The 21,294-nt window shown below is 46.0% G+C and carries 19 protein-coding genes; 17 read left to right on the top strand and 2 right to left on the bottom strand.

Annotated features, from left to right (window positions below):
* Positions 1–294: 294 nt before the first annotated feature.
* The 15 genes from H6629_00625 (at position 295) to H6629_00555 (ending at position 18,456) form a co-directional block, all read left to right on the top strand.
* Positions 295–1,755, top strand: coding sequence for an MFS transporter (locus H6629_00625; GenBank protein ID MCB9066299.1), 1,461 nt, complete (start codon positions 295–297; stop codon positions 1,753–1,755).
* Between the two features lie 78 nt (positions 1,756–1,833).
* Positions 1,834–2,181, top strand: coding sequence for a carboxymuconolactone decarboxylase family protein (locus H6629_00620; GenBank protein MCB9066298.1), 348 nt, complete (start codon positions 1,834–1,836; stop codon positions 2,179–2,181).
* Between the two features lie 190 nt (positions 2,182–2,371).
* The gene (locus H6629_00615; GenBank protein ID MCB9066297.1) at positions 2,372–5,392 is read left to right on the top strand and encodes a PAS domain-containing protein; all 3,021 of its coding nucleotides are present in this window, start codon (positions 2,372–2,374) and stop codon (positions 5,390–5,392) included.
* A 42-nt stretch (positions 5,393–5,434) separates the two neighbouring features.
* Complete coding sequence (locus H6629_00610) at positions 5,435–6,214, top strand: hypothetical protein (GenBank protein ID MCB9066296.1); 780 nt, start codon at positions 5,435–5,437, stop codon at positions 6,212–6,214.
* A gap of 210 nt (positions 6,215–6,424) precedes the next feature.
* Positions 6,425–7,195: a glycosyltransferase family 2 protein gene (locus H6629_00605; GenBank protein ID MCB9066295.1), complete on the top strand. Its 771-nt coding sequence runs from the start codon at positions 6,425–6,427 to the stop codon at positions 7,193–7,195.
* 181 nt (positions 7,196–7,376) lie between these two features.
* The gene (locus H6629_00600) at positions 7,377–7,958 is read left to right on the top strand and encodes a thioredoxin family protein (GenBank protein ID MCB9066294.1); all 582 of its coding nucleotides are present in this window, start codon (positions 7,377–7,379) and stop codon (positions 7,956–7,958) included.
* Between the two features lie 148 nt (positions 7,959–8,106).
* Positions 8,107–8,625, top strand: coding sequence for a TRAP transporter small permease subunit (locus tag H6629_00595; protein MCB9066293.1), 519 nt, complete (start codon positions 8,107–8,109; stop codon positions 8,623–8,625).
* Positions 8,625–9,950, top strand: coding sequence for a TRAP transporter large permease subunit (locus H6629_00590; GenBank protein MCB9066292.1), 1,326 nt, complete (start codon positions 8,625–8,627; stop codon positions 9,948–9,950). Before H6629_00595 ends, H6629_00590 begins: the two co-directional genes overlap by 1 nt.
* 68 nt (positions 9,951–10,018) lie before the next feature.
* Positions 10,019–10,909, top strand: a complete 891-nt coding sequence (locus H6629_00585) for a hypothetical protein (GenBank protein ID MCB9066291.1) — start codon at positions 10,019–10,021, stop codon at positions 10,907–10,909.
* A 13-nt stretch (positions 10,910–10,922) separates the two neighbouring features.
* Entirely contained in the window at positions 10,923–11,939 is a 1,017-nt protein-coding gene (trpD, locus tag H6629_00580) for an anthranilate phosphoribosyltransferase (GenBank protein MCB9066290.1), read from the top strand.
* 50 nt (positions 11,940–11,989) lie between these two features.
* Positions 11,990–13,132 (top strand): endolytic transglycosylase MltG, encoded by a 1,143-nt coding sequence (gene mltG, locus H6629_00575; protein ID MCB9066289.1) that lies wholly within the window; start codon positions 11,990–11,992, stop codon positions 13,130–13,132.
* 94 nt (positions 13,133–13,226) lie between these two features.
* Complete coding sequence (locus tag H6629_00570; protein MCB9066288.1) at positions 13,227–14,621, top strand: isochorismate synthase; 1,395 nt, start codon at positions 13,227–13,229, stop codon at positions 14,619–14,621.
* A gap of 125 nt (positions 14,622–14,746) precedes the next feature.
* Complete coding sequence (locus H6629_00565) at positions 14,747–15,508, top strand: NTP transferase domain-containing protein (GenBank protein ID MCB9066287.1); 762 nt, start codon at positions 14,747–14,749, stop codon at positions 15,506–15,508.
* A gap of 90 nt (positions 15,509–15,598) precedes the next feature.
* Positions 15,599–17,641 carry a hypothetical protein gene (locus tag H6629_00560; GenBank protein MCB9066286.1) on the top strand — a complete coding sequence of 681 codons (2,043 nt, stop codon included), beginning with the start codon at positions 15,599–15,601 and terminating at the stop codon, positions 17,639–17,641.
* 161 nt (positions 17,642–17,802) lie between these two features.
* Positions 17,803–18,456, top strand: coding sequence for a hypothetical protein (locus H6629_00555; protein MCB9066285.1), 654 nt, complete (start codon positions 17,803–17,805; stop codon positions 18,454–18,456).
* A 5-nt stretch (positions 18,457–18,461) separates the two neighbouring features.
* Here H6629_00555 and H6629_00550 read toward each other — a convergent pair whose 3' ends face one another.
* The gene (locus H6629_00550) at positions 18,462–19,166 is read right to left on the bottom strand and encodes an SDR family oxidoreductase (protein MCB9066284.1); all 705 of its coding nucleotides are present in this window, start codon (positions 19,164–19,166) and stop codon (positions 18,462–18,464) included.
* Positions 19,163–19,657 carry a 6-carboxytetrahydropterin synthase gene (locus H6629_00545; protein MCB9066283.1) on the bottom strand — a complete coding sequence of 165 codons (495 nt, stop codon included), beginning with the start codon at positions 19,655–19,657 and terminating at the stop codon, positions 19,163–19,165. The genes H6629_00550 and H6629_00545 overlap by 4 nt, the downstream gene beginning before the upstream one ends.
* Before the next feature lie 156 nt (positions 19,658–19,813).
* Here H6629_00545 and H6629_00540 point away from each other — a divergent pair, with 156 nt between their 5' ends.
* Positions 19,814–20,497 carry a queuosine precursor transporter gene (locus H6629_00540; protein MCB9066282.1) on the top strand — a complete coding sequence of 228 codons (684 nt, stop codon included), beginning with the start codon at positions 19,814–19,816 and terminating at the stop codon, positions 20,495–20,497.
* 110 nt (positions 20,498–20,607) lie between these two features.
* Positions 20,608–21,207 carry a thioredoxin family protein gene (locus H6629_00535; protein MCB9066281.1) on the top strand — a complete coding sequence of 200 codons (600 nt, stop codon included), beginning with the start codon at positions 20,608–20,610 and terminating at the stop codon, positions 21,205–21,207.
* Positions 21,208–21,294: the final 87 nt, after the last annotated feature.

Below are 21,294 nucleotides of genomic sequence, written 5' to 3'. Positions count from 1 at the left end.
CGTGATATTTACTGAAGAAAGCCTTCAGATCGTTTAAATCTCCTTTTATCAATTGCTTAAAATTAATGTGACGAATTCCAAAAAAAAAGTTAATTTTTGAATTTTTTATAATAAAATATTTTTTCATGCAAAAAAAGCAACAATTTGCGTCAATAAAATGGATTCTCGGTCGATTAAATTCTCTCTGAAAAATACTGGATAATTCATCTCCGGAAGAAATTCTCTATATTTGCATTCAGTAGCCGGAATTCCTAAATTCGCGCGCACACAAGCCAGAATGGGCGGTTGAACGCAATGAGTAGCCAAAATTTATCGATTCCTAAAACGATTTCAGCATTGCGTTTATCCATTGCAGATGGATTATTTGCGCAAATGTACGTCAACCTGACTGGCAGTGTATTTTTGCCCGCATTCGCTCTTGCTTTAAATGCCACACCGGTGCAAGTTGGTATGCTTGCAGCCATTCCTTTTTTTGCAAATACATCACAATTTTTGGGCTCTTATCTGGTTGAACGTTTTCAACGGCGTAAATTGTTGACAACCGGGTTTTCGTTCGTATCGCGATGCATGTGGATTCCCGTTGTTTTACTCAGCTTCTGGAAGGGAGATTCTTCTCCACAATTTGCATTATATGGATTGCTGGTTTTAGTGCTCACTTCTGCAATTCTCGCATCGTTTTCCGGCATTGCGTGGCTGTCTTGGATGGCCGGATTGGTGCCGGCAGATATTCGCGGTAGATTTTTTGGATTGCGAAACAGCCTGTTAGGCGTTGTTACAGTTTCGGTTACATTGGCCGGCAGCCGTTTTTTGGACGTGTTGCCGAACTGGTTTCCGGGAATTTCTCAATTACGCGCGTTCGAGATCCTATTTAGTTTTGCTGTTGTTGCCGGTATGATTAGCAGTTATCTGCTCACCAAAAAACCGGAATTACCAACAAATTTTTCTGTAAATACGCAATTCAAAAAAATTTATCGCGCACCGTTGAAAAACCCTGATTTCAGACGGTTAATTGAATTTTCAATGATACGCTCTTTTGCCACGAATATCGCCGCACCGTTTTTTATCGTTTATATGCTGGAAGATTTGCAGCTAAGTTACAGCACCATCGGGATTTTTACCATATTAACCTCGCTGGCAGATTTGGTTGGCATGTGGATTTGGGGACATTTATCCGATCAAATCGGGAATAAACCTGTAATTGTACTGGTTACGATTGTGACGACATTTTTGCCCGTTTGCTGGCTGTTGACGGGTCCGAACGATTTGACGGTATTTTTACTGATTCCCATTTTCAACCTGACCGGAGGTTTTATGTGGGCAGGCTATAACTTATGTACAGTAAACCTGTTGTTCCGGATGGTACCGGAGGAAGGGAATTCAGCATATTTTGCATTTTGGTCTGTTTTAAACGGCTTTTGCGCCGGCATCGGCGCTTTGGTTGGCGGTGTGATGGCCAAAAATTTCGATCTACTGATGGCGTTAATTCCGTTCAGCGTCGATTTCGGATACAAACTGCTGTTCCTGATTTCAGCAATGGTGCGTATAATTCCGCTTTTTCTGGTGTTCAAAATTCGTGAAAATTATGGAATGCCATTCGTTAAGGCCATCAGCGTTTTGCGAAATGTAAAATCCTGGGGATCGCTCATGGGATTCAATGCGCCGCTGCACTTTTTTCTGCCTAACCGCTCGGATCAGGATCAGCCAAGCCCATATTGGCCGTTGTGGCGAAATCCTGCAGCACGTTCACGTCATTAAATTGAACAACATTTTCACAAAACATAAACCGAGGAGATCGTTATGTCTGGTTCGAAAAAAACAGATTTTCCTGTTCCCATGCGCGGCAATATCCGCAAGTTTTGGGAAGAGCGCGAGGCGCTAAATGATACAGTGTTGAACAACGCCGGATTAGTGACAAAACGGTTTTTTAATCTGGATCATCAGGCGTATCAAGATGGGGCGTTGCCCGTCAAAACCAAAGAATTATTGGGGCTGGTAGCATCGCTGGTGTTGCGTTGCGATGACTGTATCTCATATCATATTGTGCGTTGCAAAGAAAACGGAATTACGAAAGAAGAAGTTGAAGAGGCAATGTCTATCGGTCTGGTTGTCGGTGGTTCCATCACCATTCCGCATTTACGGCGGGCGTTCCGGGCGTGGGATGAGCTGCAATCGGACAAATAGGTGACATCAAAATTTCTACAAAAATCTCAAAGACCGGCGGTTTTTTTCCTTTTTTTAACCGGTAAGAATCGACCGGTTTTTTGCTAATGTTGCCACCCTAACTGTCCGATATAGTTATTATCAAAAAAGTAGTTTCATAGGAAAATGATTTTTGAAACATGGATGAGTTTAATACAAACGGGGTAGGCAAATGAATTCTCGCGCCCAATCTCAAAACACTGATGTTATTTTGAGTGCAAACGAACAAATTGACCTGAAGCAATATGCGCTAAATTACGTAATAGCGTTAAGTATTATTGGCGTTTTCGTAACCATCGCCTTTGCTGCGGTCAAGTTTATATTACCCAATTCGGATCCTTTTTACAATGCAACCTCGGTTGTCAGTAAACAGGAAGCGCTGGTTCAGCAGATTGCTTTTCAGGTTACTCGAATAACCCAAGCTAAAGAAAAACAACAGTTTGCAACTGAAACTGCCCAATTGAAAGAAAGCGTTACTTTGCTGCAGGATTACCATCAGGGATTACTGTACGGAAGCGATGTGCTCGGTTTGGAAAAGCTGGAATCGGATGTTGTGAAAGACGTGTACTTTCACCCCAGCACCAATCTCGATAAATTGATGACCGATTTTTTTGTCAATGCCAAACTGATTTATCAACTCCCCATGGAAAAAGTGGTAAACGGCAACGAACATTCCCAACGGGTTTATCGACTCGCATCGAATGAATTGCCTGCGTTGCTGCAAAATGTGAAAAAATCCTATGTCCAAGCCCGGGAAGCACAATCCGGAATCGAAAATGGAATGATGCTGGCATTGTGGCTGATTGTTATGAGCACCATATTTTTTGCCGGATTTTTTATTCTGCGTCCGTTGGGGAACAAGTTGTTCAATGTTGTTGAAAAAATGAAAAAATCGCGATATCAAATGTTGGCGTTGAAAAAGAAAGTGGATGCCGAAAAATCGATGTTGGAAAAATCGGCTATCAGAAATCAATCCACAATCGAAGTGACCAACGATGCAATGATGATTTTTAGCAGCGATACCAATGAAATCAAAATCAACAAAAAATTTGAGGAAATCTGGGATCTGCCCGCATTGCTGGCAATGAAGCCGGAAGCCGATAAACTGGTTGAAGCTATCAAAGCTAAAATTCGTAATATCAACGATTTATCGGAAAACATTTTCTCATTCAACAGCCAGATTTCTAAATTGCAAACTGCAAATATTATTCTGCAAGATGGTAAATATCTGGAATGTTACATTCGCCCACTGATGGTTGGCGAACAGGTGATTGGCAAAGCCTGGTCATTTTTGGATGTCACCCGTCATATTTTGCTGGCTAAAAAATACGCCGAGCAATCCCGCCGCTATTTGGATATCATTAATAGTATGGCGGACGGCGTGGTTGCCACAGATGCCAACGGAAAGTTGCTCCATTACAACCCCGCCGCGGAAGAATTATTGGGAATTTCCTCAGAAGCCGGTGCAAACGAAAGCTGGTATCGCCATGTGAGCATGATCGATCCGCAATCGCAGCAGCCGGTTGATGACGCAGAATTGCCATTTTTGCGGGCAACCTTTGGCGAAAATGTGGACGAAATGGATTTGATGGTAAACGCGAAAGATCACGAAGAAGGCAAGTTTATCAACGCATCCGGGCGACCGATAAAAGATCAGAGTGGTCACGTAACCGGCGGCGTAGTCATCATCCGCCAAAAACCGAAAGCTCTATCGCAACCGCTACCACAACCGGTTGAAACAGCCGATAGCACAGTTGACCAATTTTTGGAAAATGTGAACGAAGGTGTTTTCTTTATCGACCCGAATTTGCAAATCACCGGAAAACGCTCCAAAGCGTTGGAGCGCATGTTTGGCAGCCAGGCGTTGCAGCACCAAACCGCTATCGATTTCTTCAAAGATTTGATATCGCCGGAATTGGTTGGCGTGATTGATGATTATCTGAAGCTGATTTTCCACTCGGTTGTCACCGATCGGTATGTTGAAGAACTCAATCCCATTCGCGAAATTGATGTCAATTTTGATGATCCGGAGAATGGCACAATTACCCGGCACATGGAATTTGCGTTTTCGCGCATCATTAAAGATGAAAAAGTGGATTCGCTGATGGTTACGGTGCGTGATATCACCCAGCAGGTGGCATCTGTGAAAAAATTGCGCCGTTCGCAGGCTAAAATCCAGAAGCAAATTGATTTGCTGTTCCGGGTTATTCACGTTGATCCCAGCTTGCTGGAAAAATTTATCGATGAATGCGCCAGCGAAATTGCCGGCATCCATTTAATGTTGAAAAAAGAAAATTTCCACGAAAATCTCGGTGAAAATTTGCAGCGAATTTCCCGTGCGTTGATCGGGATAAAAGAAAATTCTGCGTTTTTGGACTTACGCATTTTCGAAGAAAAAGCAGGTAAATTTGAGAAACTGGTATTGTTGTTGCAGGGTAAGACAGAGTTGACAGAATCGGAAAATGCAGAATTGAATGCGCAATTGGATGAGTTGCACAATATTCTCGACGAGGTGAAACACATTGTCGATCACCTCATCAATAAATTGAAAGTGCGTTTCCGTGGAAAAAGGGAAGAAGAATGCCGCCGCTTTTTGGGCTCGATCGAAAGTTATGTGCAACGAATCAGCCGCGAAGCCGGTAAAAAAGTGCAAGTCGATTTCAGCCGTTTCAATGCGCTGGAAATTCCGTTTGAAGAACGCCAGAGCGTTCGCGATGTGCTGACTGAACTGCTCAAAAAAGTGGTGAACACCAGCATCGAGTCGCCCCGGGAGCGGAAAACAGCCGGAAAAACTCCCACAGCGCTGATCCAGCTATTATCGATAAAAAGCACTGAAAAGGCTTATGAATTTACACTGCGTGACGACGGTAAAGGGATGTCGATGTTAAATAAACCCGCTGAAGAAGCAATGCTTGCATTGCCGGAAAGTGAAAATTCCAACGGGAATATGCATAATTCTGCAAACGGACTGGTATTGAACCAGCAATTTTTTGGAATGCATAAAGACAACGAAAACAATAGCTTGAGCACAGATTTTGTAGCAGTTGAATCAAAGGTTAAAAAAATGGGTGGTAAAATTCATGCGTTTTCTCAACGCGGAGAATTCACAGAGTTTTACATTTCCTTACCCAACAAAAACAGCAAAACGGCTAAAGATAAACCGATCATCATTAATCGAAAAGAGCAAAAGTAGTCAGCCGTTCTGTTCATTGAGTGCGAGAAACTGGAGAGAGACATGCGAGTCGCTCGGAAATTTGTAAAAAAGCTGTCATTTTGGATGGTTGTGTTAATTTTTTTCAGCACAACAATGTTTTGGGGTGTTCGGATAATCCTGCAAATCGATTCAAAATATAGCGCAGCTGCAGCCGCAACCCGCGATATCGGTATTTATGCGCAACGTATTGCCAGCTATGCCAACCGGATCCAGGTTGCTAAAAATGCCCAGGTTTTGGAAGCCAATCAGCAGATGCTCCGCTCGTTGGTCCGCAAAATGGAAATCAAGCATCTCAGCCTAATGCGCGGCAACCCGAAAATGAGCTCTAACGACTTGTTTTCAAATGAGATAAAAGCTGTTTATTACGCGATGCCAACCAACCTGGTAAATCAGGCACGGGAATTTTTAGGGCATTCGAAAGATTTGTTGGCGGTTAATTTTAAAGAGCTAACCGTTGAAAACGAATCGATTATTCAATTAAAAAGTGCTGCAAATAACGGGATGATTTCCGCGGTAACGCACGTCATCCAAATTTATGAAACCGAAAGCGAAGCCCGGATTTCCAAATCCATTTTTGTGTTGGCAGCCGCTGTTCTGGCGATTTTGATCTTGTCTGTTGTCGCTTATCTCTTCATTTTCGATAACCCGGTAGAAGAAAAAATGACGTCATTTGCCCCATCCGAAAGCGGCAGTGTTTCCAATGTGCTGGGCGGATTGTCGGTTTTCCCCGGAAAATCCGAGGCAAAAATGGAATTCAAACAAAAAGACAATATGTCTCCAACGGATACCATTATCCGCTGAAAATATTTTCCTCACTAAATCAAAGCTTTATCACTATTCCCGGCCCGGAATTTGGTAAAGCTTTGTTTATTTATAGCTTACGCTGCACGATTCGCTACATTCCGAGTGAAAAAAAACACCAGCACTTTTTACCTGCTGTTTTCACTTTATTTATATCAGATGGTTTTGTAGATTCATCCGATCGATCAAAAGCCCGGAAAGATTTTGCAAATGACGCCAATTTCAGTGGTTGTTATTACTAAAAATGAAGCAGAAAACATCGCCCGTTGTATCCGCTCCGTTCAGGAAATTGCCGATGAAATTATTATTGTGGACGCCCACAGCACAGACGACACGGTTGCCATTTGCAAATCATTGGGAGCAACGGTTATATCGCGAAATTGGGAGGGATACGCCCAAAACAAAAACATTGGAAACGCGCAGGCAAAGCACGATTTCATTCTTTCAATGGATGCGGATGAGGCACTTTCTGACGAATTGATCAGCGAAATCCGGCAGGTGAAACAACAATTGCGGGGTGTTTATTCGTTCAATCGACTCACCAATTATTGCGGCACATGGATTCGCCACAGCGGTTGGTATCCGGACACCAAAACCCGGTTGTTCGACCGGCGAATTGCCCGATGGCAGGGCGATTTTGTTCACGAAACACTGACGTTTCCGGCAGAAACGCCGCAAACCCATTTGCGGGGCGATCTGCTCCATTATTCATATCATTCAATTTCCGATCACGTTCACCGGCAGGATCGCTATTCCGAACTTGCGGCACAGGAATTGCAAAATAAAAATTACAACGGATCGATCAAAAAATTGCTGTTCGGTCCGGTGGGACGGTTTTTCAAAAGTTATGTTGTAAAAAAGGGCTATCGCGATGGTTTTTATGGATTTATCATCTGTTCAATGGCGGCATTTTATGTGTTTTTGCGGGAAGCAAAAGCCCTGCATTTGGCAAAACAACGCAAAACTTCGATTGATAAATAATTGATTTTAAAATAGTTAATTACCAAAACAGTTGTAAAACGAACTTTTTGGAACAGAATACAGTTAAATGAATCGCAGCTTACAAAAAATGTCGAACAAGGTTCGTCAGTTTTTGTCAAATTTCGGGCAACCGTTGACAAAGTTGCAAAAATTCGCTAAGATAATTCGAGGAGGTTGTATCATGAAAAAATTGAATATCATTCTAATATTAATTTGGGTGAGCATTATGAGCTTTTTCAGTCTTCAGGCAATTGCACCGGGCGAAACGGCAGATAATTTCACATTGCCGGATTACAACGGAAAAAACCACAGTTTGACGGATTACCAAAATCAGTCCGCTATTGTGCTCATTTTTGTATCGACCCGCTGCCCTGTTTCCAACGCTTATAATGAGCGAATGGAAAAATTGTTCAAAGAATACAGCGGGAAAAAAGTTACTTTTTTGGGAATTAACGCCAATCGCCGGGAAGATGCCGCGATGATCAAAACGCATTGTGCGGAAAACGGCATCACTTTTTCGGTGCTGAAAGATGAAGACAACGCGATTGCCGATAAATTTGGTGCGAAAGTAACGCCGGAAGTTTTTGTGCTCTCGCCGAAATTGCAGTTGCTGTATCACGGGCACATCGACGATTCGCAGCGGGAATCGCAAGTGAAACAAACCGGGCTGAAAGATGCGCTGGATTCGATTCTTGCCGGAAAAGCCGTTGCGGACGCGGTTACCAAACCATTTGGCTGCAGCATCAAACGCGATCGCGATTAATCATTCGCCATCAACAATTTGATTGCAAAGGTTTAAAATCGCCAAATAGTTGTGCATAAATCACTTACTCTTGCGAAAATGATTTTTGGAAATGCCATTTTTTTATTAAAATGGCATTTCTATTATAAACGCTTCCGGATGGTTCACGATGCTGCACACTTACGTTCAAATTGTCGATGCCATGAGCGAGCGCCTCGGTCGCGCGGTTAGCTGGTTGGCTACTGTGCTGGTTGTGGTGGTTTGTTACGATGTGTTCACCCGCTATTTTTTGAAAAACAGCATCGTTGCGGTGCAGGAAATGCAGTGGCATTTGTTTGCGATTATTTTTTTGCTGGCTGCGCCGTATACGTTAAAACATGATCGCCACGTCCGGGTTGATGTGCTGTACACCCGTTTTTCGCCAAAAGCGAAAGCCTGGGTAAACCTGCTCGGCAGTTTTGTGCTGCTCCTTCCTTTTGCAATTATCACTATTTATTCATCGATCGATTTTGTGCAAAACTCCTTTGCCGTTGGTGAAACCTCGCCCGATCCCGGCGGACTTCCGGCGCGATATGTGTTGAAAGCGATGATTCCCATCTCGATGTTTCTGCTCAGTTTACAGGCTTTTTCTGAAGCTGCCAAATCGTGGCTGGAAATTTCCGGTGCACAGAAATCCGGGGAGCAATAATGGCTGAACTGCTGCCGCTGATTTTGTTTCTGGCAATTTTTCTGACGTTGCTCACCGGATATCCCGTTTCATTTACGCTCGGCGGGCTTTCGGTGTTGATGGGTTTGATGGTTTTCGGCACAGATTTGTTCAGCTTTTTGCCGCTGCGAATCTGGGGAATTATGAACAATTACGTGCTGATCGCCGTGCCGCTGTTCGTTTACATGGGCGTGATGCTGGAAAAATCCGGGCTGGCGGAAGATTTGCTCGAAACAATGGCAATGCTGTTCGGGCGACTGCGCGGCGGATTGGCGATTTCAGTTGTGGTTGTCGGCGCGCTACTGGCGGCTTCCACCGGCATCGTTGGCGCAACAGTTGTCACGATGGGATTGCTCAGCCTGCCGACCATGCTCAAACGGGGTTACAGCGTTGAACTGGCGACCGGAACGATCGCAGCATCGGGAACGCTCGGTCAAATTATTCCGCCGAGTATTGTTTTGGTGCTGCTCGGCAGTGTGATGAACGTTTCGGTTGGCGATATGTTTATGGGCGCAGTGCTACCCGGCTTTTTGCTGGTCGGTTTGTATCTGCTCTGGATTATAATTATCAGCATTTTTAAACCCAAATCTGCACCGGCAATGCCGGCCAGCGAGCGTGCGGCATTTCAGCGGGAAGGAATGGCGCGCCGGATCATCAATGCTTTTGTGCTGCCGTTTTTTTTGGTGATCGCCGTGCTGGGTTCCATTTTTGCAGGCATTGCATCACCCACGGAAGCAGCGGCGGTCGGTGCGTTTGGCGCAACCTTACTCACAATCGTTCAGGGGCGATTCAATCTGGAAACGCTGCGCGCCGTGATGCGCGAGACCACGTTTCTCACGTCAATGGTGTTCATTATTCTGGTTGGTGCAACAGCCTTTGGGCTGGTGTTTCGCGGGCTGGATGGCGATGTGCATCTCACCAATTTTATTATGCACCACCAATTTGCGCCGCACGAATTTCTGGCGTTGATGATGGTGATCATCTTTGTGCTCGGATTTTTTATCGATTTTATCGAAATCATTTTTATTATTGTGCCGGTCGTTGTGCCGATATTTAATCAAATGGATGTCAATTTACTCTGGCTGGGAATTTTGTTCGCGATGAATTTGCAAACCTCGTTTCTCACGCCGCCGTTTGGGTTTGCGCTGTTTTATCTGAAAGGCGTTGCGCCGCCGCAGGTTCGAACATCGGATATTTATCGCGGAATAATTCCGTTTATCGTTATTCAATTGATCGGACTGGTGCTGGTTATTTTATTTCCGGAGCTGGCAACCTGGCTGCCGGAAGTTGTGCTCGGCGGGAAATAAATTAGAGTTTCGGGCATTGCGCATCGTCGAAATGCCCTTTCAGAACAATCTCTGACGTCAGAAACCGAATGAAAAAATTGATCAACATATGTTTATTTGCTGCTGCGACGATGCTGTTTGCGTCGAGTTGTTCCGCGCAAAAACCGGACATCGCAGCGATTCACATCGTTTATACAACCAACCTGAACGGCGCGCTACGCGATTGCAACTGTGGTGGCGCTGTCGTTGGCGGAATGACCCGCATGCTGACGCTGATCGACAGTTTGCGACGCGAGCATCCCGATCTGCTGTTGCTCGATTCCGGCGATGCGCTGCTCAGCTATCCGCTGCCGGAAGCGAATCGCACAATGCTGCAATTGCTGTCCATCGCCAAATATGACGCGTTGAACATTGGCGATCAGGAATTTGTGGAATCTGCGGATTTTATTTTTCGCGAAACTGCTGCGCAGCAACTGGATTTACCGCACATCAGCGGAAATCTGGATTGGAAAAGCGGTGAAAACGCACAACTGCCCGGCATCGTTTCAACAGATGTAAATCAATTAAAAATAAATATCTACGGTGTAATTAATCCCGCAGTTTTTGGATTTATCAGCGTACCGGAAATTCAGGTGAACGATCCGGCAGCGCATTCCGCAGATTGGCAATTGGACGAATCCGCGTTGCAAATTTTGTTGTATCACGGCAGTTTCGAAAATGCGGCTGCGTTTGTCGGGCAGCATCCGGGCATCGCCGCTGTAATTCTCGGGCACAATCAAACCCAACGCGAAACGATCGAAAAAGGCACAATCTTTTTGGAAACAGGATTCGAAGGTGAGTATCTTGGGCATCTGGTGATCTCCCGGAAAGCGGGGGAGTGGCAGTTCAACAACGAATTTATTCCGGTGCTGGCGGATGTGCCGCCGCATCCGGTTGCACACAAAATTGTCGATGACTATTTTCGTCAATTGTTAAAATAGGGCAGGGTAAAAAATGATAAAGCAAGCAATCGCAAAATTTATGGATGGAAAAGACCTTTCGCGCGCCGAAGCATATCAGGTGATGGACGAAATATTATCCGGGCAGGCAACCGAGGCGCAGGTTTCCGCGTTTCTGGTGGCGTTGCAACTGAAAGGCAGCACGGTGGAAGAAGTCGCCGGTTCGGTGGATGCCTATCGCGAACGGCTGACACCGCTATCGATTACCGACGAAAACGCGGTGGATTGCAGCGGAACGGGCGGCGATAATTTGAATACGTTCAACATTTCGACGGCCTCCGCATTTGTGGCGGCAGGTGCAGGCGCGGTTGTGGTGAAACACGGTTATCACTCCATTTCCAGCCAGTGCGGCAGCGCGGATGTGCTGCGGGAATTGGGATTGAAAATCGAGTTGTTTCCCGATGAATTTTACAAAAATATCCGCGAAGTTGGGTTGGCGTTCATTTTTGCGCCGCGATACAAACCCACGTTCAAACAATTTGCCGGCGTCCGGCGGAGTATCGGCGCGCGAACGATGATCAATATTCTCGATCCGCTGACCAAGCCTGCGCTGACCAAAAACCATCTCATCGGCGTTTACGATTCGCGGCAAAGTCGCCTGATTGCGGAAGTTATGCGCGAGTTTGGCGTGTTTCGGGTGATGCTGGTTTCCGGCGAAAACGGATTGGATGAACTGAACATCTGCGGAAAAACCCACGTAATGGAAATGACCGAGGGTGAAATCAGCGAATATGATTTGATGCCGGAAGATGTCGGGTTGAAAACCTGGCCGGTTGAAACGCTTCGCGGCGCGGATGCCGAAACCAATAAAAAAATTCTGCTCGATATCCTCGACGGCAAGCCGGGCGGACCGCGCGATGTGACCATTTTTAACGCTGCCGGTGCGCTCAAAGTTGCCGGTGTTGTGAACGATATCGCCGAAGGCGTTGTCAAAGCCCGCGAGTCGATCGACTCCGGAAAAGCCAAAGAAAAATTGCAGGAAATGATTCGGTTGAGCAACGAAATGCATTAAATTGTGCCCGCAAATAATGGATTGAAAAATGAACGGCGCGGGTATCGCAGTTGAAATTTGATAAAAACTTTTGCGGCAAACGCGTAACATTGATATTCAGTAAACTGGTTTTTGGTGGTTATTTGATCTGGAAACGCGTGAAATTTAGTTTAAAAACAATCATTTTGTCCGGTGTTTTGCTGATCATTCTGGGGTTGGCTGCTACCGGCATCTGGATATATCTGGAATCGCGTCCGGTGGATGAACGGCAGCATCACCAAAATGTGACGTTGCGGGTGCCATCCGGCGCAACTTTCCGGCAAGTTACCGATTCGCTGTTTGCCGAAGATTTGTTGCGGAATAAAATGGTGTTTCGGGCGCTCGGTCGCGTAACCGGAAAAGACCGGTCCATCCGGTCGGGAATTTTTGAAATTCCACCCGGTTTAAATGCATATGATTTATTGACTTATCTCGAAAATGCAACACCCAAACAATTTAAAGTGACGTTGCCGGAAGGCATCACTTCAAACAAAATGGCGGAAATTTTAGCCGCAAAAGTGGGCATCGATTCAACAACATTTGTAGATCTGGTTTACGATAGCACTTTCACTGCAAAGCTGGTGGGAAATTCGCCAAATCTGGAAGGCTTTTTGCTCCCGGAAACCTATCATTTTGAGTGGAAAACGCCGGAAGAGCAGATCATCACCCGAATGGTGGAAAACACGCTGCGCATTTTTCAGCCGGACAGCGTGATTGCGCAGCTCAAAAAATACGAATGGACGTTCCGCGATGCGCTGACGATGGCATCGATTGTTGAAGGTGAAGCGCTGGTGGATTCGGAGCGCGTGATTATTTCATCTGTTTATCACAACCGGCTGCGATTGGGAATGCGGCTGCAGGCAGACCCGACTATCCAGTTTGTGTTGCCGGGACCACCGCGCCGGTTGCTGTTCCGCGATCTCGAAATTGATTCGCCATACAATACATATAAATATGCCGGATTGCCCCCCGGGCCGATCAGCAATCCCGGAAAAGCGTCCATTTTAGCCGCTATTTTCCCGGAAAATACGCCGTTTGTGTACATGGTTGCCATTGGCGATGGTCGCCATAAATTTTCCAAAACACTGCGGGAGCATAATTTTTGGCATGCCAAATTTAACGAAGTTCGCCGCCGGGTGAAGCGGGAACAGCGCCAAAATAACGGATCTCAGTAACAATCCCGATTTCGATATTTGTTGACTAAGTAAAAAAAAATGGTACATTAGAAAACTTGTAAAAGAATGCACAAAGACAGGTGAAGTCGGGATTATGCAAATTATCATTACACAGGATTCTGTAAAAGAACTACTGCACAAAAAGATTACCCGTTTCTTTCAGAATATCGAAGTTCATGCAGATATTACCGATAAACGGTTGATTCGAATTGAAGTTAAAATCAATAAAATCAATCTTGTACAGTGGTTGTTGAAACAGCAGCACGCCGTAAAAACATACTGGCGGGATCGCCAGCACAAATTTGAAATGGCGGGCGTGGGCGAAGCCGATACGGTTGCCGGAAATGTGGAAACCGGCAATTACGGCAATATATTTTCCCGGTTGAAACAATACCTCACCCGGAAATACCCGCGTTTGCGCTATTACGGCGGCATCCAGTTTCAGCACAGCGACAAAAAAGAAGAACACTGGCTGAAATTTGGATCGTATAGGTTTGTGGTGCCGCTGTTCGAGGTGTATTCCGATCGCAAAGCAACGTATTTTGCCTGCAATTTTATGTTCAATCCCAGCGAAAATCACCAAACGCAGTTGGACCGGATTATCCGGCAGTTGCATGCCATTGAATGGGACGATCAGGCGTTTGAAGATGAGCAACCGGAGCTGCTTTCCCGCAAAGATTTCCCGGATAAAACCGGCTGGGCGAAAAATATCACCACTGCTTTACGCAGTTTTGAGAAAACCAATTTGGGCAAAATAGTGCTTGCGCGGAAATCCGAGTTCGAATTTGCCGAACCGCTGGATGGCATGCAAACGCTCCGCAGATTGCAGGAAGTCGATCCGACGGCATTTTATTTTTGCTTCCAAACCTTTAAAAATCAAGCATTTATTGGTGCTACACCCGAACGATTGTATCGCCGGGAATTTCGTGATTTGATGAGCGAAGCAGTTGCCGGAACCCGCCCGCGCAGCCGTAATGCCGAAGCCGATGAACGGCTGGAACTGGAATTACTGAACAGCGACAAAGATTTGCGAGAACACCAATTTGTGGTGGACAGCTTGCGCGAATCCTTTGCCGATTTATGTGCGAATATCGTGGACCCGCACAAAATTTTTGTGCTGAAGTTGTCGCGATTGCAGCATTTGTACGCCAAAATTCGCGGCACGCTGCATCCGTTTATCAGCGATAGCGAAATCCTGCACATGCTCCACCCGACTCCCGCCGTTGGCGGATATCCCAAAGATCTGGCGCTGCCAAAAATCAGTGAACTGGAACCGTTCGACCGTGGCTGGTACGCCGGTCCGATCGGCTGGTTCAGCAAAAACGCTGCCGAATTCGCCGTTGCCATACGCTCCGGAATGGTTTACCACAACAAATTGTTGTTGTACGCCGGCGCCGGAATTGTGCCCGGTTCCGAGCCGGAAAAAGAATGGGACGAATTGGAAAACAAAATTTCCAATTTCATGCGCGCGTTGAATATTGAGGAATAATTCCGGTAAATTATTGATTACACCCTCAGCAACTCCATAGTTGTGTTTCGAATGGTGGTTGCCGGAAAATTTATCCTTTATCATTTATCCTTTATTTTTTGTCGGCATTGCCGAAAAAGTAACACATGATAAATAGCAATAAACAAACAAAATTACGCATCGCGATGATAATGGCCGCCGGTTTTGGCACGCGGATGGGTAATCTCACCAAAGATATTCCCAAACCGCTGCTGTGTTTGGGCGATTACCGGATCATCGAATTGGTGTTGATCAAACTTGCCAATCAGGGTATTGAGCGGGTGGTGATCAATCTGCACCATTTTGCCGATAAATTTCAATCCACTTTGGGCGACGGCAGCCGTTACGGGCTGGAAATTATTTTTAGTCACGAACCGGAAATCCTCGGTTCCGGCGGCGGCATTGCCAATGCGGAACGCCATTTTGACGGTGAGTCAATTTTGGTGGTGAACGCTGACGTGCTTTGCGATATCAATCTCGGTGAATTTTACAAATACCACTGCGAAACCGGTGCATTAGCTACGATGAATGTGCTGCCATCGCGAAATACTGCGGATTACACGTTGGTGAAATATCACCAGGATTTCCGGTTGGAAACATTTCTGGACAAAAATGTGACGTTGGCGGAAAGCGACCTGACCGGCATTTTTACCGGACATCAGGTGTTATCGCCAGAGGCGCGCGGCTATCTGAAACCGGAATTCCAGTCTGTGATCAACCGTTTCTACAAAACAGCGATTGCGGAAGGCAAAAACGTCATGATTCATCCTTTTGCCGGAACCTGGATTGACGTGGGCACTGCCGAATTTTATCACGAATTTAACCGCCAAATCCGCAGTGGCGAAGTCGATTTGCGCAAATTTATGTAACTTTGCCCCGCTGTTTTCCCACGTAAAAAAGTTGCATAAACGCCTAAGATTGTTTAACTTCTCCCCTTAATCAAAACCGATTGCCGAAAAATGACCCGGGAAGAACTCCTCAACATCATCAAACATGCGCAGCACAATAATGTGCTGAACCTGTCTGCCAGCCAACTGACGGAGTTGCCGCCGGAAATTGGCACGTTGACCCACCTCACCCGGTTGAATTTAAAGCACAATAAATTGAAACGATTGCCCCGGGAAATCTTCCGGCTGAGCAATTTGCAGGAACTTTGGCTGGACGACAACGAACTGGTCGAGTTGCCCCGTGAGATCGGCGAGTTGCGCAAATTGAAATGGCTTTCCGCTTCTGAAAATCAGCTCAAAACGCTACCGGCTGAACTCTCCGAACTACCCGAATTGGAAGTGCTGGAGCTGAGTGGCAATCCGATGTTGCCAATGCCCGGCGAAAATTTTTCCCGGCGACCGGCAGATTTGATCGATTTTATGTTGATGCAGCAGGAAAAACGCTTCATCAACGAAACCAAAGTTATGGTTTTGGGCAACCCCGGAACCGGCAAAACAGCCGTCATTCGCCGGATGATTGAACGAACTTTTGATCCTGCCGAAAAATCTACCAAAGGTATTAACATTCAGCGATGGCCGTTTCAGGTTGGGCACAAACGGATGCAACTGAACATTTGGGATTTTGGGCGGACAGAAACCGAACTGAATTTGCACCGGTTTTTTATGACGCCAAACACGGTGTATCTGTTGGTTTGGGATGCCGGCGAAGAAAATAATCGCGCTGAATTGCAAAACTGGCTGAAGCTGATCCAGTTTTTTGGCGAACGATCGCCGGTAATTTTGCTGCTGAATCGGGTGGATCGCGGTGTAAAGGAACTCAATCGCCAGCATTTGCAGCGCCAATTTCCCCAAATTCAGGAATTTATCAACATCTCAGCCAGCGACGGCACCGGCATTCACGAACTGCGCGATGCGCTGAAAAAAGTGTTGCCACAAATGCCTAACATGCAAACTGTTTGGCAGCCCGGCTGGTTGAACGTAAAAACCCGGTTGGAAATCAGCCGCAAAGATTTCATCGAACGGATGGAATTTGACCAGTTGTGCGATCGTGAAGGGCTGGATGCATTCAGCCGCGAAACGTTGTTGGGCTGGCTAAACGACCTTGGCGTGATCACCGGATTTCAGGATGATATGCGACTGTCGCATCTGCTGGTGCAGCGTCCCGGTTGGCTAACGGAAGCTGTCGGGCGGGTGCTTTCCATCAAAACACCCTTTCCGAATCCCGGAATTCTGAAGGCGAAAGACATTCAGCAAATGATCCAGCCGTTGGGCTACAGCCGTTCGCACCTGCCGTTTTTTATCGATTTGATGAAACGTTTCGAACTTTGTTTTGATGTGGAGGACGAAACCGATCGTGTGTACATGGTGCCGCACTGGTTGTCGGATCAATCGCAAAACGCCACTTGGGATTTTGCTCACAGCCTCATTTTTCAGTATCGATACAATTTTCTGCCCAAAAATCTGGTCGCGAAAGTTGTCGCGCGGTTGTATCCGTTTATTCAGCCGGACACGCTGTGGCAGAACGGATTTATCGTCCGGGATGGCAACAATGCCGCATTGGTGGAAATGAATGCGTACGACAATTCAATCACATTTTGGGTGAACGGTCGCCGGACGACCCGGCGCGATTTTCTATCTCGCGTAACTGCGCATTTTGAGTATTTGCACGCGTTGTTCCCGATGATTGAGGTGCTTGCCCGTGTGCCGCTACCGGATCATCCCGATATCCGGTTGGATTACCAGCATTTGCTGCGAATGGAAGAAAACGGCGAAACCACCATTCACCCCGAAGGTGTTGATGAGCCGATTCGCATCGATCATTTGTTGAACGGGTTTGATGGTTCACGACATTTTCTGCGCCAACGCGCCGGAGAATTGCAGCAGCAATTTGAAGATCTCACCCGGCGGGTCGAAAGTTTTTGGCTGGCATACGCCAAAGAACGCGATGCCCAAAAATTAGCGGAAATCGAGACAGAAATAGCCGGTGCCGAAGCCAATCGCGATGCCATTTTGGGCGAGCTTCAGGAAACGGAAAACGAGCTGTTGAGCATCTGATTTTTCCAAAAAAACGCATCAAAAAACCGCACAGCCATCCAATCAATTAAATTTTCGCTTTTCAAAACGATTTAGTATCCTGCAACTGCAACAAGTAGCCAGAAAATCCGTTAATCCTGCAATAATTTGTTTTAAAGTAAAAATCAATTGGAGGCACCAAAATGTTGAAAAAAAGCGGTATTCGTCTGATTTTATCCCTTTTATTTGTCATGGCAGGCGCCATCAGCGCATGTGATGGTGATATGTCCGTTAACAAAAATCTCCGGGTGGATGACGGTGACATTCACATCGGCGATTTGAGCACTGTAAACGGCAATATTTCTGTCGGGAAAGATTGCAGCGTAAAAGGCAGTTGCCAATCTGTAAACGGTCAAGTTGAAATCGATGATGCATCGAAAGTTGGTGATGTCAGCACGGTTAACGGCAAAATTACTATCGGAAACAAAGTGCAGATCGGCGGCGATCTCGAATCTGTAAACGGCGGTATTTCAGTACATTCCGGTAGCGAAATTCGCGGCGGGATATCTGTTATCAATGGAAGGATCGATATTGCCGGCTCGCTGGTGGAGCGCGATATCGAAACGATCAACGGGAATATCACGTTGCGGGAAAAATCGTTGGTGCGTGGCAATATCGTCATTGGCGAATCAACCGGCAGCAATAACCGTCGCGAAGTGACCATCCGGCTGGAAGACGGCAGCGTGGTGGAAGGTGATATTATCAATGAAGATGAACGCACGAAAGTGACAGTTTACATTCCCGAAGGTTGCGAAGTTCGCGGCAAAATCCGCGATTGCGAAGTGATAAAAGGGTAAGCGTTTTACCGCTCGATCTGCCCCAAATTGGCATGAATGACAGCGCCGTTTAACACCGGTTGGTGTGCCGCAACCCGAATCATTTCGGCGATTTCCGATGGCGTTACCAGCCGGTTAAACCCGTTCATCGATTTGATGGCTGCCAAAATTTCTTCATCGTGATTGAGGTGGGTGTTGAGCATCTCCGTATCGGTAAATCCCGGGCAAATGCCCACGGTGTGAATCCCTTTTCCGTGCAAATCCTGACAGGTTGCCTTCATCATCCCCATTTGGGCATGTTTGCTGGCAACGTATGAAAACGTGCCGGGAACTGCCTTTTCGGCAAGTGTTGAGCCGATGTAAATAATTGATGATCCCGGTTTCATGAAGGGTAGCACAAAGCGGTTGAGCACCTGCGGGGCAACCAGATTGATCTGCAAAACATTGCGAAATGCGGATTCTTCCAATGTGTGCAGGCTATCTTTATTCAACAATGCTGCGTTGTGAACGAGGCAGATTTTTGGCGCGTTTGCCAACAATCCGCGCATTTCCCCGGCAAATTCGGTCAGAAAATCAGGTTTGCTCAAATCCGCCTGAAAACTGCGAACGCCGGCAACCGGGCATTCCCTTCGCGATAAATTGATCACCTGCCAGTTTTCCTGCACAAACAGTTCTGCTGTTGCTTTGCCGATTCCGGCGCTTCCACCAGTGATAAATAAAATGGGTTTCATGGGCTGCGTTTCCAAATTGCAGAAGCAGATTGACCGGGACCGGAAAAGGCTTTCACCTCAATTTCCCGAACGCCAAATGCCTCAAATTCCTGTTGATCTTCCAGATATTGTTCCAAAAACCATCGCGAAAGTTCCTCTAACGTTACATTCGCGATGGGCAGAATTATCACATCACGCGGCAAAAACGGTATCTTTTCCGTATCGAAATGGGCGAAAACCAAATCTTCGCGCTGTTCGATCCGCAAATATGGCGATTCGCCCGGCAGCAGGAAATGTTCGTTCAATTCGCTGCACAGCCGTTCCGTTTTGCGTTTCAACTTTCCGTAATCGAATGTCATGCCGTGTTCCAGCACTTCGGATGTAAACCGCACCATCACCTGAAAATTATGTCCGTGCAAATTTTCCCGGTGTTTCGCCGAAAAAATCGTAAAATGTCCGCACGAAAACTTGAAATTTTCTTTGAACAACTCGATCGATGTGTAACGTTTCATCTGTTTTCTTTCGTTAAATGGCAGATAAAAATACGTATTTCGCAGTACCGAAGCAAACTCTGCAAAAATTACACCGTTTTGCGAAAACAGCATTTGGTGTGTATATTCCCGGCCTAAATTTCAAAAATAAATTTAATCGATATAAGGTGGATCGCGGTGGATTTTCGTGAACGGTTGTTTCTGGTTTTGGCAGCGATTTTCATTTCTTCGCTGATAATGGCAAATATTATTGGTATCACAAAAATCGTAACGATTTTTGGCGTTGGCGTTCCGGTGGGTATCATTCCGTATCCGGTGACGTTTTTGGCAACCGATCTGGTTTGTGAACTTTACGGAAAAAAACGCGCCAGCTATTTGGTTTGGGTCGGTTTCGCGATGAATATTTTTATGCTGATTGTCACCACAATCGGTTATTATTTACCGCCGGAATCGGTTTGGTTTTCAGCTGTGCAGCAGGGAACACCTGGCAAAGAACTGACCTACAATTATGTTTACGATTATATCGTTCGCGGTACAGCGGCATCCATGATCGCCTATCTGGTAGCCCAATTGGTGGACGTGCATGTCTTCCATTTCTGGAAAAAACTCACCAATGGCAAACATTTGTGGCTGCGCAATAACGGCTCAACAATGGTTTCACAAATAGTTGATACTGTTGCAGTTATGCTGATTACTTTTTGGGGCGTTCTACCGACGGACAAAATTCTGGAACTCATTTATTACAGTTATATGTTCAAAGCATCTGTGGCATTGCTCGATACGCCGTTTTTCTATATGAGTGTAAAATTTTTCAAAGGAAAACTTGCACAAGAGGAGCTGTTGCCGCCACAAACTGTGTAACATTGATTTCATTTCCACATCCAAGATTAATACTGCTGGACGATAATAAAAAGGGGCTGTTCAGCAACTATTAATTTGAGAGGATGGAAGAGATGGAAACAGCAAAGTTAATGGCAACAATTTTAAATGAGGGGAGCACCTATTCGGATTATTTCAGCGAATTTCAGCGATATGCCGAAGAAACCGATCCCGAATCGCTGGATGAAACCGCACGAAATCAGTGGGATTTCATTCGGTTGAATTTGCAACGGAGCATCCGGGTTAGCAAAACATACACACCTTCCGATGAATTACGGGAAGCTGTTTTGCAAATCGACGAGCCGCAAATTTGGATGGTGCTATCTGAAAACTGGTGCGGTGATTCCGCACAAATTTTACCGCAAATAGCTAAAATAGCTGAGCTTAGCGAACATATCGACCTACGAATATTGGCTCGCGATAGTCATTCGGATATTATGGATGAATATCTCACCAAAGGCAAACGGAGTATTCCAAAATTGGTCGCTTTCACCGAGAACGGTAAAGAATTATTCCAATGGGGTCCGCGTCCGGCAGAAGCGGTTGATATATTTGCCGCGGGGCTGGCTGCCGGTGAGCCCAAAAACGCCATTTTGGCAAAACTTCACGGCTGGTATGCCCGCAATCGCGGCAAAGCAATCGATGGGGAATTTACCGAGGCACTCCAAAAATTAGCTGCTTTATCTGTTTAACCTGTTTGTTCAATCGAACATAATTTCATCCGGCTGTTGTGTTTTGCGCAATAGCCGGATTCCTTTCGTATCCAAAAAGCAAAATAT

It is taken from the genome of Calditrichia bacterium, from assembly GCA_020634975.1.
Lineage (GTDB): Bacteria > Calditrichota > Calditrichia > RBG-13-44-9 > J075 > JACKAQ01.
This window is presented reverse-complemented; position numbering and strand designations above follow the sequence as displayed.